Consider the following 20,193-nt stretch of genomic DNA (forward strand, 5'->3'; position numbering starts at 1 on the left):
CAGTTACCACAAGAGAGAGTACATAAGCCTTCAGGATTGAAAAGCAATATTCCCCGCAGGGCTGTCCGAAAAAGGAGATATGAATGGGCTGTGTACTGTACTGTCGTATTCAGATTCCACGAGGAGGCTGCGGGTAACAGGGAAGCGGGGGAAAGAAAAAAGGGGCCGGCGCGGGTGATCTCTCCTGCTGCGCTCCGGAGGTCAAAGAGGTTGGCTGGAAGACAAATAAGCGTCACTGATGAAGTGGATCTTTTGCTCAATGTGATGCCCCCGCGCATTCGCAAGGCAATTGAATCCAAGGAGCATGGAGACCTTTTGCTTGAAATTGTAATCGACCTGGGCAGACCTCCTGAGATGAGGTTTCTGGACCATGTGGAGGAACTGCTGGTTGAGAATATTTCCCGGGAAGACATTGACTATGTCGTTTCGGGTGTCGGAAAATTCGGAGAGGACAACCGGGCAGGCATCGAGCGGACCCTGCATCGCATCTCGGCTATCCGCAACCGGGCAGGGGTGATTATCGGCCTTACCTGCCGGGTCGGGCGGGCTGTGTTCGGCACGGTGGATATTGTACAGGATGTGATCAAGAGCGGCGAGTCCCTTTTGGTCCTTGGCCGCCCCGGTGTAGGCAAGACCACGATTTTACGGGAGGCGGCCAGAGTGCTGGCCGATGATCTGGGCAAGCGGGTGGTCATTGTCGATACCTCCAACGAAATAGCCGGTGACGGCGATATTCCTCACCCCGGCATAGGCCGGGCGCGCCGCATGCAGGTCCCCTCCCCTGAGCGCCAGCATGCGCTCATGATCGAGGCGGTGGAAAACCACATGCCCGAAGTTGTGGTGATCGACGAGATCAGCACCGAAGCGGAAGCGATGGCTGCCAGGACAATTGCCGAGCGGGGCGTACAGCTCATTGCCACTGCTCATGGGAATGCTCTGGGCAATTTGCTGCAAAACCCCACCCTCTCCGACCTGGTCGGAGGAATCCAGGCGGTCACGCTCTCCGATGAGGAGGCAAGACGCCGCCACACTCAGAAAACGGTGCTTGAGCGGAAAGCTCCGCCGACCTTCGATGTTCTGATCGAGATTCAGGATAAGGACAAACTGGCCGTATACCATGACGTAGCCGCAATGGTCGATGATTTCCTGCGGGGAGTGCCCATCCAGCCGGAACTGCGGGTGCGCAGGGAGGATGGCGAAATCGAGATTATCCAGCCCGCAATTCAGCCGGAACCCCCTGCACCGATTCCCTTTCAGCAGGGCGGAATGGCCGCCCAGCAGGCAGCGGGCATGGCCGGTTATCATCTGCCGAAAAACGTGCGGATTTATCCTTATGCCGTAAGCCGGAGCAGGCTGCTGAAGGCCATTAACAAGTTCAGGCTGCCTGCCACCGTGGTCAGCAGCCTTGACGAGGCTGACCTGGTCCTGATCCTGAAGTCGCCCAAAAGAGTCCAGCCCAAGCGCCTTCGCGAAGCCCAGGCACGCGGTTTGCCCATCCACATAATTAAAAATAATACCCTGACTCAGATTGAAAATTTCCTGCGTTCGACCTTCACGGATGGTGATGGACATCCGGGAGAGGAAGGGGATGCCCTGCAGGAGGCTGAAGCAGCCATCAATGAAGTCATGGAGCACGGGCATCCGGTAGAGCTCGCGCCGCAGAGCAGCTACGTGCGCCGGTTGCAGCACCAGCTTGCCGAGCGATCCGGCCTTCCCTCGGAGAGCAAGGGAAGAGAGCCCTATCGGCGGGTGGTAATTTATCCCTTATAATGGCATAAAAAAAGGGCCAGGTCTTGACAGGTGATATGTCCTATGAGACCTGACCCCTTCTCTGTTTATAAAAACCAGCCTTCTCAGCTACTTACAACAGAAGATCGGTGGGAGTCAATAGTGAGCTTAACGTGGGAGTGGGAAGCAATGGAGTGGCTGGGTAGCTTGAATATACGGCCAGATATTCCCAGTTGGCTGCCGGGACCTCCTGTAAGAGCCACCAGACCGGTGTAGGTGCAAGAGTGGAGTATGCAGGCGGTAGAGTAATGGTTAAGGGCAGATGAGTGATGGTACTTATTAAAATATCGGGCGGCCAAAGATCGACACCCGTATAGGGATCATAATAAGCCATGCCAAGCGAAGTATTGTACAGCAGCCAGGGATATCCCAGCGAGGGATGCCAGGTCAGTCCAGGCTGGACAGGCAGAACCGTCGAAGGAGTAAGGCTGCTGACCAGGGGTGTCGGCAGACCAGTGGCAGGATCAGTCGGAGAAAGTACCGGCGACCAGAGCGGCCACAGGGTATTGTACGGTGGCATGGCAGCCCAGTTCTGGACACTGGTTGTCGTGGGAATGATCTGAGCTTCGACTGCTGAACACAGAAGCAGTCCGCTCAAGATCACGGCAGATAATAACCAGATATGATGCTGTAAGATCCTTTTGGTAGTCATTGCTGTTCCTCCTTATTGTAAAAAATCTATAAATGTTGGTCCTTACTTTTTCCTTGAGCCTTGAACATTCGTCGCCACTTCTCATGATCCTGTGAGGGTGAATACCTTCTGGATGGTCTACTCTCAATCTATGTAAGATATAGGTGTAAAAGTTGCAATGATAGACGATGGGATTACTCAGGGTCTTACGGATTTACCTTCCGAAACCGTGGCCATAGCACATGGCCATAGCACACATTTCGCACCCCAGTGCGGTCTTTATTACAGGCTGGCTTTAGCTTTATCTATAGGAGGGAGAGAATCCTTAATCCTTCCACTGCTTGGTAGTGTTTTCTGTTGTTGGTAAGAAGCGTGAGATTATACGAAAGGCAAGTCGAGGCAATCAAAAGTCAAAATCACCAATCATCCTTTTTGCCTTCCGTAATCTTCCTCTCTCTTTGCCAAAGAGCTTACAAGTTTCATTTTCAATCCCAAGGATTGAAATATCAGCCAAAAAGTCATTTAAAGCTTTTTCATCAGTGCCTGGATCTATTGAATAACAGACGCCTTCATAAAGCTCCGCCAAAGAAATTACGCTCATTGCTAATCCTTCTTTCTTCAGCGACTTAAGTTTTTCCACAATCCCTTTATGCCCATTCAAATGATGAATAACTCAGTCAGTATCAACAAGATAAGATATTTTCATAATTTTGGTTCTTCTCGAGTGGAAAGAAGACGATCAGCATAGATATTTTTTATTAATTTTTCAGCGTCAATTGTGTCCTTCCACGCTCCGGCTGCTTTTTCAAAAGCATCCTCCTGAGATTTAGAGGGAATATCTATAATAGTGATAATGATTTCCTTTCCTTCAGCAATATCGATTTTCTCCATTGGTTCAATGACTCCTTTGGAGAATTTTGCTCTCACGGTTTTTACCACTTTTAACCCTCCTCTTGATTTTGGTTGTTGGATTACAGCCTCTCATACATTGTTTTCCAGTTTAGAACGGATAGGATGTACTGTCAAGGATCATGTTCCTGTCTCCTGACTGTCTGTTTTTCATTTTTCGTCTTGAGTGCTGCCGGGGTTTCATGATATCCTGAGGCCGGTGAATCTTACAGGTTGCTGCGCTGTAATCGGCCCCACACATGCCAGGCGCACGGCAAACATAATCAGCAAGGAGAGAAAGGGAGATGCTCCGAATTGAGGATCTGCAGGTTAAGGTAGGCGATAAAAAAATCCTGGAACACATTGACCTGGAAATTCATGCAGGTGAGACCCATATCCTGTTTGGGCCGAACGGGTCAGGCAAGACATCGCTGCTGATGACCATTATGGGGTATCCGCAGTATAAGATCATTGGCGGGAAGATTTTTTTCAAGGGAGAGGATATCACCCATATGCCGGTCAATGAGCGGGCCAGGCTGGGCATTGGCATCTCCTACCAGCGTCCGCCGACTATTCACGGCCTGAAGACCAGACAGATGGTTCAGATCTGCGGCCGGGACAGGAAGGTTGATCCGGAGGAACTGGCCAGGCGGGTGAATTTTTCCGAGTTCCTTGACCGCGATGTCAATGCCGGATTCTCCGGGGGTGAAATCAAGCGCTCGGAGCTCCTTCAACTTTTGGCTCAGGATGCCGATCTTTTACTCTTTGACGAGCCGGAGTCAGGGGTTGACCTTGAGAATATCCCCTTGATCGGCCGCACAATCAGCCAACTGCTCCAGCACGATGTAAAAGCGGCCCCCGGCAAGTCGCTGAAGGAACTGCGCCAGGAGCGAAGCAAAATGGGTTTGATCATTACTCACACCGGATTTATTCTCGACTATGTCACTGCTGACAAAGGGCAGGTTCTTTTCTCGGGGGTGCTGACCTGTGCCAGCAATCCACGGGAGATTTTCAAGTGTATCAGTGAAGTCGGATATGAGGAGTGTATCAGATGCACGATTTAGATGACAAGGCCTTGCAGGCAAAAGAGAAAAAAGCTGAGTTTGGCCAGGACATTGATCTCGATTCCTTTAGGCCGGAACCTTCTTCTGCCGGCCTCCGGATGGATTCTTCCGATCTTTCCGAGGCGGATAAAGAGCGGATGGTTCTTGCCGGAATCGATGTCAGCGGAGCTGGAGCGTCAGGTACCTTCCTCCAGAAAAACAGTTCGGTGCTGGAATCTCTCTCCCGGCAGGATGGGCTGCAAGTGATGCCGATCAGGGAAGCCCTGGAGCGCCACCCCTGGGTTCACGATTACTACTGGAAGCTGATGCCGGTCGATACCGACAAATACACTGCCCGCACCCGGCTCGACCTGCATAACGGCTATGTCATCAGGGCTCTGCCCGGCAGCAAGGTTACCTTTCCGGTTCAGGCCTGCATGTATCTGGACAGGGAAGGTGCCAGCCAGCACGTCCATAACCTGGTTATCGCCGAAGAGGGATCGGAGCTTCATATTGTCGCCGGCTGCGCTACAGCCGGTCATGTGCGCCGGGCGCTTCATATCGGCATCTCCGAATTTTATGTCAAAAAAAAGGCCAGGCTGAGCTTTACCATGATCCATACCTGGGCCGAAGAGATCGTGGTCCGGCCACGATCTGTTGGCAGAGTCGAAGAAGAGGGGCTGTTTATCAGTAACTATATTTGCCTGATGCCGGTCAGGTCCATTCAGATGAACCCCACCACCTACCTGACTGGAAAAGGGGCCGTGGCCCGCTTCTACAGCCTGCTGGTGGGCAGCCCGGGGTCGGAGATAGATGTCGGCGGCAGGGTTTTCCTGCAGGAGCCCGACACCAGGGCCGAGATTATTTCCCGGGCTATCACCAACGGCGGAACCATCATTTCCCGTGGCGACCTGATCGGTGAGGTGCCCGGCGTGAAAGCACACCTGGAGTGCCGGGGGCTCATCCTGAAGGGAGGATCCATGCGTGCCATTCCAGAGCTGGAAGGAAGGGCCGATGGCGTGGAAATGTCCCACGAGGCGGCAGTAGGCAAAATTGCCCAGGAGGAAATCCTCTACCTCATGTCCCGCGGCCTGAGCGAGGATGAAGCCACTTCCACGATTGTCCGGGGGTTCCTGAATGTTGACATCCCCGATCTGCCGCCCCAGCTCAAGACGGAGATTGACCGGGCTGTAGGGCTCAGTGATAAGGAGATGATGTAACATAACTACTCAGGTTCAAAGGGGCAAAGGCACAGAGGCACAAAGTTACTTTTGCTTCTGTGCTGCTTAACTTCCCGATTACATTGCTCAGCATTCATTGTATCCTCTCTGCCCCTGTGTGCCTTTGTGCCTCAGTAGTTACATTTGCCTTAAGGTAGCTTTGCGCCTCTGTGCCTTTGCCCCTCTCTGAACCTCACATCTAACTGCCGCTCTTTACAACCGTAATCGAAAGCCAACCATAATCGTCAATTGAATTTGGGATTGTCCCAATCTTAAGGTGTTCTTTTGATAGTCGTCCAATTGCTCCTGTGGCTGATGCTGTCAATAATTTGAAATCCATAAGTATTCCGTTTTCTAACTCCTGATTCAGCAAGATACGGGTTTAAAATCCCGGCGCGGAGGGTACTATCCGTTACACAGCGCGGGAATTACGCGGCTGGTTAAATAATAGCCCCCCTCACCTCAGCCCTCTCCCCCCAAAGGGGGGCGAGGGAGTGGAGGATGGCTATCCCCCATGAGAAAGGCAGCGACTACATGTATTCGATAGTCGCTAACGGAAGAGGGTGGGGCTGCTTTTTTGCCCCACCAAATACCGCACGAGATCCCTTTGTCGAGCCTAACTGGCCGCGGATTTATCGCGACGTGTACTTATAGCAGCGATTTTCCCCTCGCCCCTTCGAGGAGGGGGTTGGGGTGAGGGAGTGCTTTTGGTCTGCTAATTCCCCCGTCGTGTACTGAGCTCGATAGCAAAGGCGTTTGAGAGCTGACGGCTTACAATCCAAACAATTTTCATTCTGGAGGGTTTTTGAAATGTTTTCAAAGAAGGTGAGCTCGATATTCCTGATTATCATGGCTGTATTGTTTTGGTTACTGTCACTCTCCTCAGTTTGTGCCCAGGGATTTTTAGGGATTCAACCCCTGGCTCTGGGGCTGGGGCTGCCTTATGCACCAGGAGCTTATGGGGCTGGCCCATATTGGGGAGCTACCGGGCTGGTAAATCCATTTCAAAGCCCTGTCGTAAGTCCGTATTGGCCCCCTTCCTACTCCCAATATCCAGGTCAATCTTCCATAGGTTATCCGATGGGTTATTCAACCTACCCAACTTATCCAGGTTATCCGACCACTGGTTATCCAACCTACCCACCTTACACGGGTTATCCGACCTACCCAACTTATCCGAGTTATCCGACCACTGGTTATCCAACCTACCCAACCTACACGGGTTATCCGACCTACCCAACTTATCCGAGTTATCCGACCACTGGTTATCCAACCTACCCAACCTACACGGGTTATCCAGGCTATCCGGGTTCCGGCGGCTATGTGCCATCGACTCCCTATTATCAGTACGCTGATATAATGATAGACCATAATGCTGATGGGAAAGTGGTGAAAATCGACAAAGGAAAAACCTTGGGCATAACGCTGCCTTCAAACTATGCAACCGGCTATCAATGGGTACTCGATACTGCTTCCTTGAATACCACGGTAGCTCAGAAAAAAAGCTCGCAGTTTTTGACACCTGCCGGCACGATGGTGGGAACTGGCGGATCCGAGCAGTGGGTCTTCAATACTGTAGGTGTGGGAATCACGACAATCAGATTAGAATATCGCCGCTACTGGGAAACTTTTGCAACAGATACCTTTGAGATTGAGGTTGATGTCCAATAACCCACGGGGAGAAGAGGAGAGGAGGCTCTCTCTACTGCAAGATGGGAAAACATTCGCTGCTCAGCCGTAAAAAGAGCTTTGCGCACGACTGATCGGCCAGTGTCTGGGCATTGTACTCAGGTTTCCGGTGGAGGAAGGAGGCTATCCAGGCTCAGCTTGCCAGGAGAGTACGTTGTCAAGGCACTGACGATAAATCAGGGCCATGCGCATGCGGCTGAGCGTCCCCGTTTTTATCAGGATAGCGATGGCTTCCTGAGTGGTCTGTAAGCGTTCTCCAGCCCAGGGGAACCTGTCGGAGAATTGCCATACTGGATAGCGTCCAGAATTTAGCCAGCTCAATCCACAGCAACCATGACACTGGTCGATTTAATAATAGCATAAACTTCCTTGCCTTCCCGAAGATCCAGATTTTCTGCAGATGCCTTGGTGATTATAGAAACAAGATTGCTTCCTCCCGGCAATTCGATCGTAATTTCCGAATTAACCACGCCGTGAGAAATATGGCTTATTTTACCTTTCAAGACGTTACGGGCACTGATCTTCATGTACCTCACTCCTTTCCTGATGATGGGTGGATAAAGCCGTTTGAAGGTTCATTAACCATGTTTTTTATCGGATTGAGCATAAAAAAGGTACCAAAAGAAAACCAGAGGAAGTCATACCAGGCCGGCACGGGGATACTCTCAGCAACCATGAGACTTCGCACGCCAAGGCCAAAAAGGGTTATTGGCAAAATGATTTTGAGGTCTGCTCCCCCGACCTTTTTCAACCGTTCATTCAGTGCCCCTGAGCATTCCGAGATTTTACTGGCCAGCGGAACATCCGAACCGGATGAAACGCCGGGCGAGGCCAGAGAGGTTTTCAGTTGTTCAAGGTTAACCTCCGGAAAAAGACTGGTGAAAGCACTCAAAAGAGGGAACAGGGAGCCGGGAAGACGAATCTCCTGGGGATCATAGAGCAGCAGGACACTGCCGGTAACCGGATTTACCTCGACCCGCTGGATTGATTTGATGGCAGAAAGCCGATCTCGTATTCTGGCTTCAAAGGCCGGATCCTGTTTTATTCGAGGCACTTTGAAGCGTACTCTGCCGGGAATAGCATGAACAGCCCTGATTTCTCCATTACCCATTATTGTAAGCTCCTTTGATAAACGGCTCCTACTTCTGTTGCTCTGATATTCCTGCCAGGTATGCCTGCCCAGCCACTCCCGACGGAGCAGCTTCTGAAGTACCTGCTTGACCGGCAATAGCTGCGGCGGCAGCACCTGCTGCAGCCGTTTGACCAGCCACAGTTGCCGGAGCTGTAGCTGAGGCTGCCTCTGCCTTGATCTCGGCTACAAGATCGCTGAACTGCTCCCTGACTTCAGCAGTTGCTTCCTTGACTTTGTCACCGAGGACAAGACCTGTTTTAATCACCGATTTGGCCAGTGGCCGAAGCGCGGTTCCCAGCACGGGCAGAATAACAGGTGCAGCCAGTGCAGCACCCACGCCGACCAAAATACCCGGAATCCATCCTTTGGAAATGTCCTTGAACACTGCCATACGAAGCACCCTCCTTGAGGCCAGATTGCCTGGTTATAATTAGGTTGCTGTTGATGAGTTGCGGGCTGAAAATTACGTGGCTCATGGTCAGTAGCTGCAACTTCCCTGAAAAAATATGATGCATCTGCCTTTCTATCAAAGATCGGCACGATAACCTCGTCAGTTAAGGAAAAATATCGGTGTTACAATAGCAGAATCAATACCAAAAGTCAAGTCAAAATTTAATGATATTTATCCATATTGCTCAATATAGTACTCACTACCGGACACATTTTCATAATCTAGCCTCATGCGGTCGTTGGGGTCTAGAACGCCCTGGTATTAGAGGGGTAACCCTGCGGGCCATAGTAAAAGGGTAGATTGACTTTCCTCCTGGAAAGAGTGGTATTTTTTCTGCTGGAAATGGGTCTGCTATGCGCGCTCCTATTCTCGGAGCTTGTCTGGTGACTGGCAATTATTTTTCAGGCACTATAGTTACATGGTTCTTAAAGTGATATTGAGAGAAGTGGGAATCAAGAGTAAAGGCAAAGTTAATATCATGGGAATCGATCATCGCAAAACTTGTACAATCGACAAAGCTAAAGGTTTTATCCTTAATACTGCTTAAATATTTCCTTTGCCCGTTCTTCAATATCCTGGGGTACCCGAAGAAGCTTAACACGAGAAAGTTCGAATTCATCCATGAACTTGACAGCACTGGCATAACTCACTCTGAAACGTATCAGAGTATATGTTTCAGAGAGGACAAAATTGGAACTATAAAAGATAGCCTCATCATTGACCAAGAATTTCAGGACATTACTCGCTTTTTGATGCCATTGGTCTTTTTTATCAGCGATGGCGCAAAAAGCTCCGGTATCAATAAAAACTTTCATATCTCTTCGGGCTGGTTGTAAAGGTAGTCATCATGATTGACAGAAAGGTCGTCAACATCGCTTTCGAATAATCCTATCAAACGTAAGGGCGATTCCGGTTTGGTAGAAGGAGCACCATGAGAGGATGTATCTTGGATGGTTTTCTTGACTATTAATTCCAACTTTTGATGTTCTTTGAAATCCACCTTCTGAAGTGGCTTAAAAACACCATCTTCATAAATGACTTTTAAGGATTTAGACATAAAAATCTCCTCTTTTCACTATTTGTAATGAATCCGTAAATAAAAGTAACATGACCTTATGAGAATGTCAATTATTCAGAACCAATATTCAGAATCAGTTACAGAGCAACAAGATGCGAGGTTATAACTCTATGGAAAAACTCAATGTCCCGATAGCCATCATGGTCACGTTTCTCTTTGTGTTCTTATTATCAGGTTGCCAGGCGGGTCTGAAAACCGGCCTTATCACTTCGTCACTTCGTCCCCTGCCCAGCATCCTCAAAGCTCCAAAGCACAGCCAGAGCTTTTTGTGTCGTTAAATTGGAGATTTTGGATTTCGCGATCATAAAACATTTTCTTTAAAACCGGGTCCCAGGATCTCAACTTGATATTCACTACTCCCCTCCGAATGCCCTTCGATGACTTTACCACCAGACTTACGCTGGAATTACGCTGGCGGAAAATAAAGGGTTATATCTATTTGTTTTTTAGTAAGTTATAGACGGCATCCATATAATCTCAGTATCCGTCCATAGGTCATATGATAACCATAAATTGTTCACAAGAGAGGACTGGATACTGACTTTCGCTCTTTCCCTTGAGAAGTCTTCTCTGCAATCTCGTTCTTTCTATGGTCCTTTTCTAACAGCCTCATCTGCTGCCCTGGTATAGCCAACTCTTTACAAATGATGCTAAAGCTTATGAAAATAACATCTTGAGATCAGCCTTTCCCCGACAAACCGGGGATTTTTTACCAAGGGCATGGAAGTTGCTCATCAATGATGGTGGATTGTAGTTATAAGTATCTGATTTATTGTCCTATTTATTGATATTTTGCCAGGTATCGGCATGCTGCTTGTGAGGGCAGGGAACGAGAGATTCATATGGTGGGCAGGGGTATCTTCCCGACAGGGGGCTATTTTTACCGGATCATGGTCATTCCCCTGAAAATTCTCAGGAGTCCGCCGGAATCCCCTGAGTTGCCCGATATCCACTCAGTTTGTATGGCCTGTTTCCCTCTGATACCCTGCGCCTTTCGGAGAGCAGCCCCAAGAGCATGCGGTTAGGAAGATCACAATAATTTGAACGTCGAAAAGGTGGGATAGTCATGATTACGCGAAAAGGAAGCTGGTTCAAGATAAGTTTACTGACTTTTGGTTTTATGGTGTTGATAGCCTTGCCCGGTCAGGCTGATGATAATATTTGCAGCTTGTGTGATAAATCCAGTATTCAAATGGGCTTCGGAAGCAGCGGCGAGTCACATGAGAAATGGTATAACTTAAGTCCCGTTTTCAGGCTCGGCAATCAATTCATGGTGCACACGGATAATCCCTGGGACAAACCCGATAGACCTGACATAGTCATTTATGCATCCTTTGACTCTCGGCAGAACATTAAACTTTCCCCCCAGTACGGCACCTGTGCCTGCGACAATCAGGGGCATCGGGCTACCCTGTCTGTCTCTGCCTACAATCTCGGTGTCAGCAGCGAGACTGCTGATCTGGCTGCCAGACTGAAAGCTGACGGTGTTCCCCAAAAGTTGTGGTCCGAACTGATGGGACCGTATATATACCGGATCAATATCCTCGCTCCTGATTACGGCCAGTATGCCACCAGCTTACTCAGCGTGTCGAGCGCATCGAGCTATGCCATCGGCAGGGCATGGGTAGATCATTATCGAATGGATGACACCGAGCGGGCGAGGATCTGCAATTATGTAGGGAGTGTAAAGCTGCCCGGCCCGGAAATGGAAGAGGCTGATCCCAACAAACAGACAACAACACCTTTAGCCGGGGAATACGGGCGGTCATCGCCCCTCATGGCCCTGATCAAATAATAAGCTCAGGACAGAGCGATGCGGTCTTGGAGATGAACGAAAAAATTTTCAGGCGGGGCTTTCAAACCCCGCCTGTCAATTGATCAGCAGCAGCTATGGAAGGAGGAAATCACAGATGGTTTCCGCACCGGCCAGAACAGCCACATTGGCGGTTTCACCGAAAATGATGTGGTCATCTGTCTCAGGATCATCGTCCCCGGCCTGGCAGGTAAAAGCCAGGGTATAGTCGCCAGCATTAAGAAATGCAGCCCTGAAGGTGTATTCACCGCTCAGGGGATCCAGTTTAATGGAGGCTGTAGTAAGAGGCCCGGTTTCTGATCCATTGATGTTAATGTCAGCAGGAACTGCATCCCGGCCCTCAAACAGGTAAACTGCACAGACAGAGCCCTCCGCATGAGAGATGAGGTCAGGGTCAACGGTTCCGGCAATGCTGCCTGCTTCGACATTATCAACAAGACGCAGGGTCGGCCTGAGCCGGTATTCATCGCTTGATTCTGGAGAGGGTTTGTGCACTGACTTGCGTAAATCAAAATCAATGGTGAAAGATGCTGTAGCTCCGGCAGGGACTATGAATCCTCTGTTCAGTTTGAGGCCGCTCTGGTTTCCACTGGGAATCACCAGGGGATATATTGAATCGTCTGCGAGTTTAACATATGAATCGAGACTACCGGGACCAGTCTCCACTTTGAGCCGTATCCAACTATAGCGACCGGCGGGCAAAGGTTTCTGGGCCAGGAGGAAGTCACTGACTCCAGACTGGAGGTCAAGAAGGTCTATCTGTCTGGGCTCTTCAAATTCGAACTCCAGCCGATCACCGGTTTCAGGCTGTATCTCCACCCCGGTAAACTGTACAATGACCGAATCCACTTCATCTATTGGAGCATCGGTGATGCTGAGGTTTAAGAAACCCTGAGAGCTCTGTGATGAGCCTGTATCTTCATTGCCGCTATCGTCACCGCCACATCCGGCCAGAGCCACAATCAATAAGGTTGCCAGTAGTATCACCCGCATGAATCTGCTGCTCTTCATGATGTTCTCCTTTCCTTCTTATTCCGCCGCTGCTTCCTGGTTTTCAGGATCGATCCAACCTGTACAGCGACGCGAGACAGGGTGAAATAAAGAGAGTGGACTCTATCCTGTACAAAAAGGCTCCATCATCAGCATATTGCATTGTGCATAAATTATTCCTTGCCCATTCATCAGGCTCCAGCAGAACTTGCAGCGAATGTAAGATCAACTTCTGACGGCATTCCCGAACAGGGCAGCGGGTTTGAAAAGACCTGAAGCCTAGGGAAAAAATTCAAAATTAGGATCGGAGATGACAGGATTGTCTTCCCCTGGTTACGGATTTGCAATTAAAGACGAAATTATCCTCGCGGAAAATGACCACGATCCACAATACCGGCTCAAAAATCTCATGGCTACCCGCCGAGATTTGGAGTATTATATACCCCAATGACCTGAAGGAATACAAAAAAATAATTATAGGATAAAAATAGAGAAGGATAAAAGGAGCAGATAGAGCATGACCATCACGCTATCTCCAGAAGAACGAAGACTGTTGCAGCTTGTGCAGGCAGGAGTGCCTGTTGTCCCCCGGCCTTTCGATCATCTGGGCCGTGAGTCTCAGATGGAAGAGGCCAGGGTCCTCGAACTCCTCAGAACATGGAAAGAGCAAGGGCTGATTCGCTGGCTTGGGGCCATATTCTCCACCCATGCCCTGGGATACCAGAGCACTCTGGCCGCCTTCAGCCTCACTCCTGACCACATAACCGAAGCAGCCGGTATCATCAGCAGGCATCCGGGAGTATCCCATAACTATCAGCGGGACTATGAGTACAACCTCTGGTTTACCCTGGCCGTTCCGCCGCAGGAGAACCTTGAAGCCCATCTTGAGAGACTGGCTCAGGCCAGTGGAGCAAGAAAGTGGATAAACCTGCCGGTAGTGAAAACGTACAAGATCAGCCTGGTCCTGCCCGTGGCTGAAGAAGGGCAGGAAGGAAGAGCGCCGGGCGCGACGCAAGGCGGCCGGATATATTCAATTACCGACGAGGAAAAGGCCCTGATCCGGATTCTCCAGGAGGACTGGCCTCTTGTCCCTGCACCTTACCAGGTTCTGGCCGGACAATGGGGAAGCGGTGATGAGAGATACCTGATTGAAAAGATCAGGCAATGGAAGGAACAGGGCATTATCCGCAGAATTGCTGCCATTCTCCGGCATCACCATGCAGGCTTCACCGTAAACTGGATGGTTGCCTGGCAGGTGCAGGAAAAAAAAATCGACGAGGCCGGAGAGCGGGCAGCTCAGAATCCCCTGGTAAGCCACTGCTACCGAAGGGCTTTGGCCGCTGACTGGAAATATCCCCTTTTTACCATGATCCATGCCCGGAGCGAGGAGGAAGCTCAGCAGGCCGTCGATAAACTCCATCGGCTGCTTGAACCCCTGGATTATAAAATTTTACCTACAGTCAGGGAGTTTAAAAAAACACGGCTGAAGCTGTTCGCTGGTAACTAACTTGACAATGTCAAGATAATGCTGCGCGGTCAAAAGGCCCTCCCTGGCATCTTTGATATTCATTAGCTCTGAAAGCTCTGCTGTGGTCAGGTAAGCGATAATGTCAGGGATTTTACTGCCAGGAACATTTGTAAGGATAGTCCATAGAAATTCCCTCCTCTTGGAGGGTCCCTTTGTGGTAAGATATATTCAACCGCGCATGGAGGGACCGTAAAACCATGTGCGGCCAGGTCCTGGAATGGTGATAGCGCACCTTCCGGGACCGACTACTTAAACAGCGCAAACATGGTAAGAATAGCTCCTGTTTGAGCCATTAAAAGACCGACCATCCAGCCGACTACCCATTTAATCGTGCTGGATTTTACCTGTTCTATCTCTTTGGTCAGCTTCAGCTCAACCTCTTTGATTTCCTTTTTCAATTCCAGGATATCACCTTTGGTAGCAAGGTCTTGTTTCCGAGCATCGATTATTTCCTCGATATCTTTTACTATGACCTGAGCCTCTTCTTTGGTGTAAGTCTTTGAGAAAATATTGAATAGCTCCAGTACCTGTGTACTTGTGCTCATCTTGTGGCCACCTTTAGATTCTCATTTACCCTTAAATCTTCTTCCAATTCTGTCTTTTTGAATCGGTAAGCCCTACCGACTTTAAATGCTCTGATTTTGCCTTCATGAATAAGCCGAAGTAAGGTAACTTTGGTTATCCGAAAGTATTTTAAAGCCTCTTCTGTTGTTAATATTTCTTGTTCCATTGTTTCCCTCGTTCTAATTATGTGTGATATGATTGTCTTAAATATACCAAGATAAACTATACCACGTCAAGCAAATAATTAACCATGCGGGAAAAATATTAAATAGCACAGAGATTCCCACTTTCGCGGGAATGACATTTTGAAAGTCTCGTTGTAGTATTAGGCTGTAGGCTGTTAAGCTAAAAACCATTTTTGCAGTCGGGAAGCGTTGTCTTTTCCTACAGTCTAAATGCCTATAGTCCATCAACCTGAATGGTTATTCTTGATCATGCATTTCCCTCATTATCTCCGATAAGATACCTGGTTATCGGTACAACCCAAGAGGAGAAAAAAGGATGGATTCCCTGATTCCCATTCGTGAGAATCTTTTCTGGATAGGCAGCAATGACCGGACTACAGACCTCTTCGAATCGATCTGGCCCCTGCCGCACGGCATCTCGTACAATGCCTACTTTCTGGCTGATCAAAAGGTAGCCCTGATTGATACGGTCAAAAGCGATACGGTTGACCAGTACGTAGAGAAAATCAAACATTTGACCCGGAATTATGGCCAGGTGGATTACCTGATTATCAATCACATGGAACCTGACCACAGCGGTGCGGTTTCCATTCTGCGATCCATTTGGCCTCAGATACGGATTATCGGCAACACGAAAACAGCCGGATTCTTAAAAGAGTTCTATGGATTAACCGAGAATATTCAGATTGTTCACGATGGAGAGGAACTATCGTTAGGTAAATGCCGCCTCAAATTTCTCCTTACCCCTATGGTCCACTGGCCCGAAACCATGATGACCTATGAGACGGACGGGAAAGTCCTTTTTTCCGGTGACGCTTTTGGCGGCTTTGGGGCTATGGAAGCAGGACTTTTCGATGATGAAGTAGACCTCCCCTATTACGAAGATGAGATCTTACGTTACTTTTCCAATGTCATTGGAAAATACAGCTCCTCTGTCCAGAGGGCGATCGAGAAACTCCGGGGACTTGAAATTCGCCTGATTGCCTCTACTCATGGCCCGGTCTGGCGAAGCAATCCCCGGGAGATTATCAGCCGCTACAGCCAGTGGAGCAGTTACGGAGCCGAGCGCGGTGTGGTCATCATCTATGGCTCCATGTATGGTAATACCAGAAAGATGATGGAGGCAGTGGCCAGAGGGCTGTATTCAGAAAAATGTGGAAGTATCCGTATCCACGATATTTCCCGTGTTCATCTTTCATACCTTATTCAGGATGCCTGGAAATACCAGGCCGTTATCTTTGCAACTCCTGCCTACGATGCCCATCTCTTTCCACCGATGGCCCATTTGATCACTATGCTGGAGCGTAAGGGATTGAAAAACCGGATCATGGGCATTGTCGGTACCTATGGCTGGAGTGGCGGAGCGTTGAAGCCCCTTCACGAATTCAGCGAAAAAATGGGCTGGAAACTGATTGAGCCAGTGGTGGAAGCCAAGTGCTCCCCCACCGAAGAAGACCTTCGGCATTGTTACCAGTTAGGGAAAAATCTGGTGCAGTATGTATCGTCCCTGGATTGACAATGATTGACAATTTTTGTCAAACATTCTTCCCTTTTTTGTCAATTTCGGCTATCAGCATGATCTTAAAGACTGAGCAAGTATGATTCCCAGTATCCCGCCCATCCTGTCTCTCCCCCCACTTGACAAAAATTGTTGATCTTATCTGCCCGGTATGCAGAGCCCATCATCCCGATCAGGTCATAACCTGCTGAAAAATAAAATATTTTAGATAAAAGTACAGAGGTGGCATTACTCTTGCTCTTCTATAAAGCCGTAAACAGCAACGGGAAATCACCTGATCAGAAGGGGGGATATCCAAAGGAAGAGGACGAGAGAAGGTTGTTGTGGAGCTTGAGGTTCCCGTGGGAAACGTGATTGCGGAAAAAGAGAGTGCTTGATCTTTGTGTTTCTCTTTCACTCTAACTTTGCAACCTCTTGAAAGGAGGCACCACCATGGTAAGGAATCTGAAGAACCAACAAGGTTTTACCCTGATCGAGCTCATGATCGTTGTGGCCATCATCGGTATTCTGTCAGCTATCGCCATCCCCAACTTCATGACTTTCCGGCTGAAAGCAAAGACCTCGGAAGCCAAGGCCAATCTCGGATCGATCCGAACCTGCGAAGAGGCTTACAAGGCTGAACAGGAGACCTATTACGGCACTATCGCCCAGTATCCAACCTCTGTTCCCGGCACAACCTCGGCAACATGGACAAGCTCGGCTACCGCGTTTTCGGCCATCGGCTTTGCTCCTTCCGGCAAAGTATACTACAGCTATGAAGTAACTGCGGCCAGCGCCTCGGCCTTCACAGCCAAGGCCTATGGAAACCTCGATGGTACTGCCCCCAACTCGACATACTCGATCACCAACGACGGTGATGTCAGCCGGGATAGCGCGGCAGAGATATACTAAACACCTTGTGACCATAATCGAAGTCCGATCATCCAAAAACCACCTGCCGGGAAATCCCGGCAGGTGGTTTTTATTCATTATCAAGGTTCCTTATGTTCTTTCTGGTTCAAGTCGATCGATATAATCTGCCGCGATATCTGCTTCTCCTCCTGCTGGCCCTGGCACCTTTCGGCTATGGAGGCTCATCCCGCCTGCCGACCATGATCATCGAGCTTTTGATCACGGCCGCCTTTCTGGTTTTCTGGCTGGCCAACTGGTCCCGGCAGCCAAGGATCAATGCTTCACGGTTCGATGTGTTTTTGTTCCTCTTTCTCGTCATGCTCTTTATTTCCTTCACTCTTGCACCCTGCAAGCATGATGCGCTTCGATGTCTGCTGCTGATACTGGGCTGCCTGGCCACCTATTATCTGCTGCTGTTTAACTTCAGCCGCTCCACCATCCGCGGTCCGGCTATCGTCCTGATTCTGTCAGCCTGTTTGCAGGGAGGAATCGGGCTCTTCCAGTATAAGCTCCTGGGAATGGAGCGGGTTGCAGGGACTTTCCTGAATGCCAACTTCTATGCCGGGTTTTTGGTAGCTATCCTGCCTCTTTCCCTGGGAGAATTTTTGTTTCACCGGAAAAATCCGCTCTGGTATGTGGTCAATGCTGTTATCCTGACCGGTATCCTGCTCAGCGGGTCACGGGGAGCAGCCCTTGTCCTGCTCATCATCAGCCTGTTTCTGCTCTGCTTCTTCCGGAAAAAGAAGATCATCATCGGTTTTCTCCTGCTGGTAACAGCTCTTGCCGCATTACCAAACCCGTTGAGAGACAGAGTCCTGACAGCAGGAAAAAACGACATCTATGCCTATACCCGTATCTCGATCTGGAAAAGCGCCCTGGCCATAATCCGGGATCACTGGAAAACCGGAGTCGGACTGGGCCAGTACCGGTATATATCCACAGCCTACAGTTTCCCGGTCGAGAGGGCCTGGGCCCGCTACGCCAGAGTGGCCGAATATGCACATAACGAATATCTACAGTTAGGTGCAGAGATGGGTCTGTTGAGCCTGTTCCTGGTTCTGGCTGCAATCGCCTGGTTTTTCTCTGATGCCGCAGCCCAAATCCGGATCCAGCGGTTCCTGAGTCCGGAAAACAAAAGAAACCAGGTTTTACTACTGGCCGGGATTATGGCTATTCTGCTCCATGCTCTCGTTGATTTTGGTCTCCATGTTCCGGCCAATGCACTGCTCCTGACTGCCCTGGCCGCTCTTTTCCGGACACTTGATGAGCGGCCGCCGGAAAAGAGCCTCTGCTTTATCAACCGGCAGGTATACAGGGTTCCTATCGCCCTCATACTCCTCGGATATGCCATTGCCAGCATCAGGCCGTTTCTCGGCTATTATTTTTTTCAGAAAGTTGATCTCAACCGGCAAGTGACGGAAAATATCTTTTTCCTCAAAAAAGCGCTCCTCGTGGATTCATTATGCGCCTCATACCATAACTCACTGGGCGGTGCCTACTTTGCCAAGTACGGGGAATCCCGCAATATTATCTGGCTGTTCAAAGGCATTCATCAGGCAGAGATAGCAGCCTCACTCAATCCGAACGACTACCAGTTTCCCCGCAGCCTGGGCGACGGCTACTATAATCTCTACTGGTCCGTTTTCAAGGATCCCAGCTACCTGCGGTATGCACGTGAGGAATTGCTCAAGGCTATCGAGCTGGCCCCCTATGATTATCGCCTCCACAGCCGTCTGTCTTCAGTAGAATACCTCGATGGCAAGTTCGATAAAGCTCTTCAGTATATGGCCGAGGCTGTCAGACTTGAGCCGAACTATCTGAGAGGACACTACCAGTTGGCTTTGATCAGGAAAAAACTGGGAGATACGGCCGGGGCTTCCAGAGAATATGAAAAAATCAGGGAAATCCGCAAGCAGCATCTCGAAGATAAAGTAACTTCCGAATATGAAGCAGAGCTGATTGATTTTGATTATTCCTGCCTTGATATTGACTCCCCGGCCAAGGAAGCGATATGAAAGTGGAGGAGGGTTCCATGCAAAAGAATTCGTCAGCAGGTTTAAAAGTTATATTCTTCATGATGCTCATTGGAGCTGTTCTTCTTGTCTATCAGGTCCAGAAGAAGATTGAAACCATCTCTCCCTCGAATAATCCTGAATCTCTGCTCTACCTTCCCTCGGGGAAGTACCTGAAACCGCTGATGCTGGGATTTGATCAAATGGCTGCGGACATTCTCTGGCTCAAGGTGATCATTTACTTTGGCGATCATTACTTAACGGACAAGAACTATCAGTGGCTGTACCATATTCTCGATTTAACCACTACCCTGGATCCTTATTTCCGGCTTCCCTATGAGTTTGGCGGCATCATTCTCACCCTCGAAAAAGGAGATATCGATCAAAGCAACTCACTGCTCAGGAAAGGGATTCAGAACCATCCTGATTACTGGCGGCTGCCCTTTTATCTGGGATTCAACTACTTTTTCTACCTGAAGGATCCCAAGACCGCAGCCCGTTACATTTCCAGGGCTGCCTCCCTGCCTGACCATCCCCCTTATCTGCCGAAACTGGCTGCCAGCCTTTATGCCTATGCAGGAAGCAAGGAAACAGCTATCAACTTTCTCGATCAGATATACCAAAATACCGAAGATCCCTGGCTGAAAGAAAATATTGCCCAAAAGATCACCGATCTGCAAAAGGGAAAACTCCCTCAAAGTCTTGAGGGTATCCTGAAAAATAAAAGCTGATCCCTGCTGATGACCCCGCCTGCTGCCGCAACTCCAGAGG

The 20,193-nt window shown here is 49.4% G+C and carries 22 protein-coding genes; 11 read left to right on the forward strand and 11 right to left on the reverse strand.

The window, feature by feature from the left end:
* Positions 1 to 210 precede the first annotated feature (210 nt).
* On the forward strand, positions 211 to 1,770 hold the full coding sequence (locus AB1611_06390; protein ID MEW6379218.1) for a R3H domain-containing nucleic acid-binding protein: 1,560 nt from the start codon (positions 211 to 213) through the stop codon (positions 1,768 to 1,770).
* 91 nt (positions 1,771 to 1,861) lie between these two features.
* On the opposite strand, the gene AB1611_06395 is transcribed toward AB1611_06390, so the two are convergent.
* The 3 genes from AB1611_06395 to AB1611_06405 all read right to left on the reverse strand — a co-directional run bounded on the left by AB1611_06395 (position 1,862) and on the right by AB1611_06405 (position 3,358).
* Positions 1,862 to 2,440, reverse strand: coding sequence for a hypothetical protein (locus AB1611_06395; GenBank protein MEW6379219.1), 579 nt, complete (start codon positions 2,438 to 2,440; stop codon positions 1,862 to 1,864).
* Positions 2,441 to 2,822: 382 nt separating this feature from the next.
* Positions 2,823 to 3,059, reverse strand: a complete 237-nt coding sequence (locus AB1611_06400; GenBank protein MEW6379220.1) for a type II toxin-antitoxin system VapC family toxin — start codon at positions 3,057 to 3,059, stop codon at positions 2,823 to 2,825.
* Positions 3,060 to 3,121: 62 nt separating this feature from the next.
* Entirely contained in the window at positions 3,122 to 3,358 is a 237-nt protein-coding gene (locus tag AB1611_06405) for an antitoxin AF2212-like protein (protein ID MEW6379221.1), read from the reverse strand.
* Between the two features lie 254 nt (positions 3,359 to 3,612).
* Here AB1611_06405 and AB1611_06410 point away from each other — a divergent pair, with 254 nt between their 5' ends.
* The 3 genes from AB1611_06410 to AB1611_06420 all read left to right on the forward strand — a co-directional run bounded on the left by AB1611_06410 (position 3,613) and on the right by AB1611_06420 (position 7,241).
* Positions 3,613 to 4,371 carry an ATP-binding cassette domain-containing protein gene (locus AB1611_06410; protein ID MEW6379222.1) on the forward strand — a complete coding sequence of 253 codons (759 nt, stop codon included), beginning with the start codon at positions 3,613 to 3,615 and terminating at the stop codon, positions 4,369 to 4,371.
* Positions 4,359 to 5,570, forward strand: coding sequence for a SufD family Fe-S cluster assembly protein (locus tag AB1611_06415; protein ID MEW6379223.1), 1,212 nt, complete (start codon positions 4,359 to 4,361; stop codon positions 5,568 to 5,570). The genes AB1611_06410 and AB1611_06415 overlap by 13 nt, the downstream gene beginning before the upstream one ends.
* 810 nt (positions 5,571 to 6,380) lie before the next feature.
* Positions 6,381 to 7,241, forward strand: a complete 861-nt coding sequence (locus AB1611_06420) for a protease inhibitor I42 family protein (GenBank protein ID MEW6379224.1) — start codon at positions 6,381 to 6,383, stop codon at positions 7,239 to 7,241.
* A 335-nt stretch (positions 7,242 to 7,576) separates the two neighbouring features.
* Here the strand turns inward: AB1611_06420 and AB1611_06425 are convergent, their stop codons facing one another.
* The 5 genes from AB1611_06425 to AB1611_06445 form a co-directional block, all read right to left on the reverse strand.
* Positions 7,577 to 7,786 carry a TOBE domain-containing protein gene (locus AB1611_06425; protein MEW6379225.1) on the reverse strand — a complete coding sequence of 70 codons (210 nt, stop codon included), beginning with the start codon at positions 7,784 to 7,786 and terminating at the stop codon, positions 7,577 to 7,579.
* Positions 7,787 to 7,791: 5 nt separating this feature from the next.
* Complete coding sequence (locus AB1611_06430; protein ID MEW6379226.1) at positions 7,792 to 8,370, reverse strand: HMA2 domain-containing protein; 579 nt, start codon at positions 8,368 to 8,370, stop codon at positions 7,792 to 7,794.
* A gap of 28 nt (positions 8,371 to 8,398) precedes the next feature.
* Positions 8,399 to 8,782 (reverse strand): DUF5132 domain-containing protein, encoded by a 384-nt coding sequence (locus AB1611_06435; protein MEW6379227.1) that lies wholly within the window; start codon positions 8,780 to 8,782, stop codon positions 8,399 to 8,401.
* Positions 8,783 to 9,375: 593 nt separating this feature from the next.
* Positions 9,376 to 9,657 carry a hypothetical protein gene (locus AB1611_06440; protein MEW6379228.1) on the reverse strand — a complete coding sequence of 94 codons (282 nt, stop codon included), beginning with the start codon at positions 9,655 to 9,657 and terminating at the stop codon, positions 9,376 to 9,378.
* The gene (locus AB1611_06445) at positions 9,654 to 9,899 is read right to left on the reverse strand and encodes an antitoxin family protein (protein MEW6379229.1); all 246 of its coding nucleotides are present in this window, start codon (positions 9,897 to 9,899) and stop codon (positions 9,654 to 9,656) included. The genes AB1611_06440 and AB1611_06445 overlap by 4 nt, the downstream gene beginning before the upstream one ends.
* Positions 9,900 to 10,030: 131 nt before the next feature.
* Between AB1611_06445 and AB1611_06450 the strand changes: the two genes are divergently transcribed.
* Both AB1611_06450 and AB1611_06455 read left to right on the forward strand, forming a co-directional pair.
* Positions 10,031 to 10,198 (forward strand): hypothetical protein, encoded by a 168-nt coding sequence (locus tag AB1611_06450; GenBank protein ID MEW6379230.1) that lies wholly within the window; start codon positions 10,031 to 10,033, stop codon positions 10,196 to 10,198.
* A gap of 788 nt (positions 10,199 to 10,986) precedes the next feature.
* The gene (locus tag AB1611_06455) at positions 10,987 to 11,715 is read left to right on the forward strand and encodes a hypothetical protein (GenBank protein ID MEW6379231.1); all 729 of its coding nucleotides are present in this window, start codon (positions 10,987 to 10,989) and stop codon (positions 11,713 to 11,715) included.
* A 93-nt stretch (positions 11,716 to 11,808) separates the two neighbouring features.
* Here AB1611_06455 and AB1611_06460 read toward each other — a convergent pair whose 3' ends face one another.
* Positions 11,809 to 12,744: a DUF4382 domain-containing protein gene (locus AB1611_06460; protein MEW6379232.1), complete on the reverse strand. Its 936-nt coding sequence runs from the start codon at positions 12,742 to 12,744 to the stop codon at positions 11,809 to 11,811.
* Between the two features lie 496 nt (positions 12,745 to 13,240).
* Here AB1611_06460 and AB1611_06465 point away from each other — a divergent pair, with 496 nt between their 5' ends.
* Positions 13,241 to 14,230 (forward strand): Lrp/AsnC family transcriptional regulator, encoded by a 990-nt coding sequence (locus AB1611_06465; protein ID MEW6379233.1) that lies wholly within the window; start codon positions 13,241 to 13,243, stop codon positions 14,228 to 14,230.
* A 266-nt stretch (positions 14,231 to 14,496) separates the two neighbouring features.
* Here the strand turns inward: AB1611_06465 and AB1611_06470 are convergent, their stop codons facing one another.
* Positions 14,497 to 14,796: a hypothetical protein gene (locus AB1611_06470; protein ID MEW6379234.1), complete on the reverse strand. Its 300-nt coding sequence runs from the start codon at positions 14,794 to 14,796 to the stop codon at positions 14,497 to 14,499.
* A complete protein-coding gene (locus AB1611_06475; protein MEW6379235.1) occupies positions 14,793 to 14,981 on the reverse strand; it encodes a helix-turn-helix domain-containing protein in 189 nt (62 codons plus the stop codon). Before AB1611_06475 ends, AB1611_06470 begins: the two co-directional genes overlap by 4 nt.
* Positions 14,982 to 15,316: 335 nt before the next feature.
* Between AB1611_06475 and AB1611_06480 the strand changes: the two genes are divergently transcribed.
* From AB1611_06480 to AB1611_06495, 4 genes are all read left to right on the forward strand, one after another.
* On the forward strand, positions 15,317 to 16,516 hold the full coding sequence (locus tag AB1611_06480) for an FprA family A-type flavoprotein (GenBank protein ID MEW6379236.1): 1,200 nt from the start codon (positions 15,317 to 15,319) through the stop codon (positions 16,514 to 16,516).
* 435 nt (positions 16,517 to 16,951) lie between these two features.
* A complete protein-coding gene (locus AB1611_06485; GenBank protein MEW6379237.1) occupies positions 16,952 to 17,410 on the forward strand; it encodes a prepilin-type N-terminal cleavage/methylation domain-containing protein in 459 nt (152 codons plus the stop codon).
* A 92-nt stretch (positions 17,411 to 17,502) separates the two neighbouring features.
* Positions 17,503 to 19,425 (forward strand): O-antigen ligase family protein, encoded by a 1,923-nt coding sequence (locus AB1611_06490; GenBank protein ID MEW6379238.1) that lies wholly within the window; start codon positions 17,503 to 17,505, stop codon positions 19,423 to 19,425.
* 17 nt (positions 19,426 to 19,442) lie between these two features.
* A complete protein-coding gene (locus tag AB1611_06495) occupies positions 19,443 to 20,153 on the forward strand; it encodes a hypothetical protein (protein ID MEW6379239.1) in 711 nt (236 codons plus the stop codon).
* Positions 20,154 to 20,193 lie beyond the last annotated feature (40 nt).

It is taken from the genome of bacterium, from assembly GCA_040755755.1.
Lineage (GTDB): Bacteria > SZUA-182 > SZUA-182 > DTGQ01 > DTGQ01 > DTGQ01.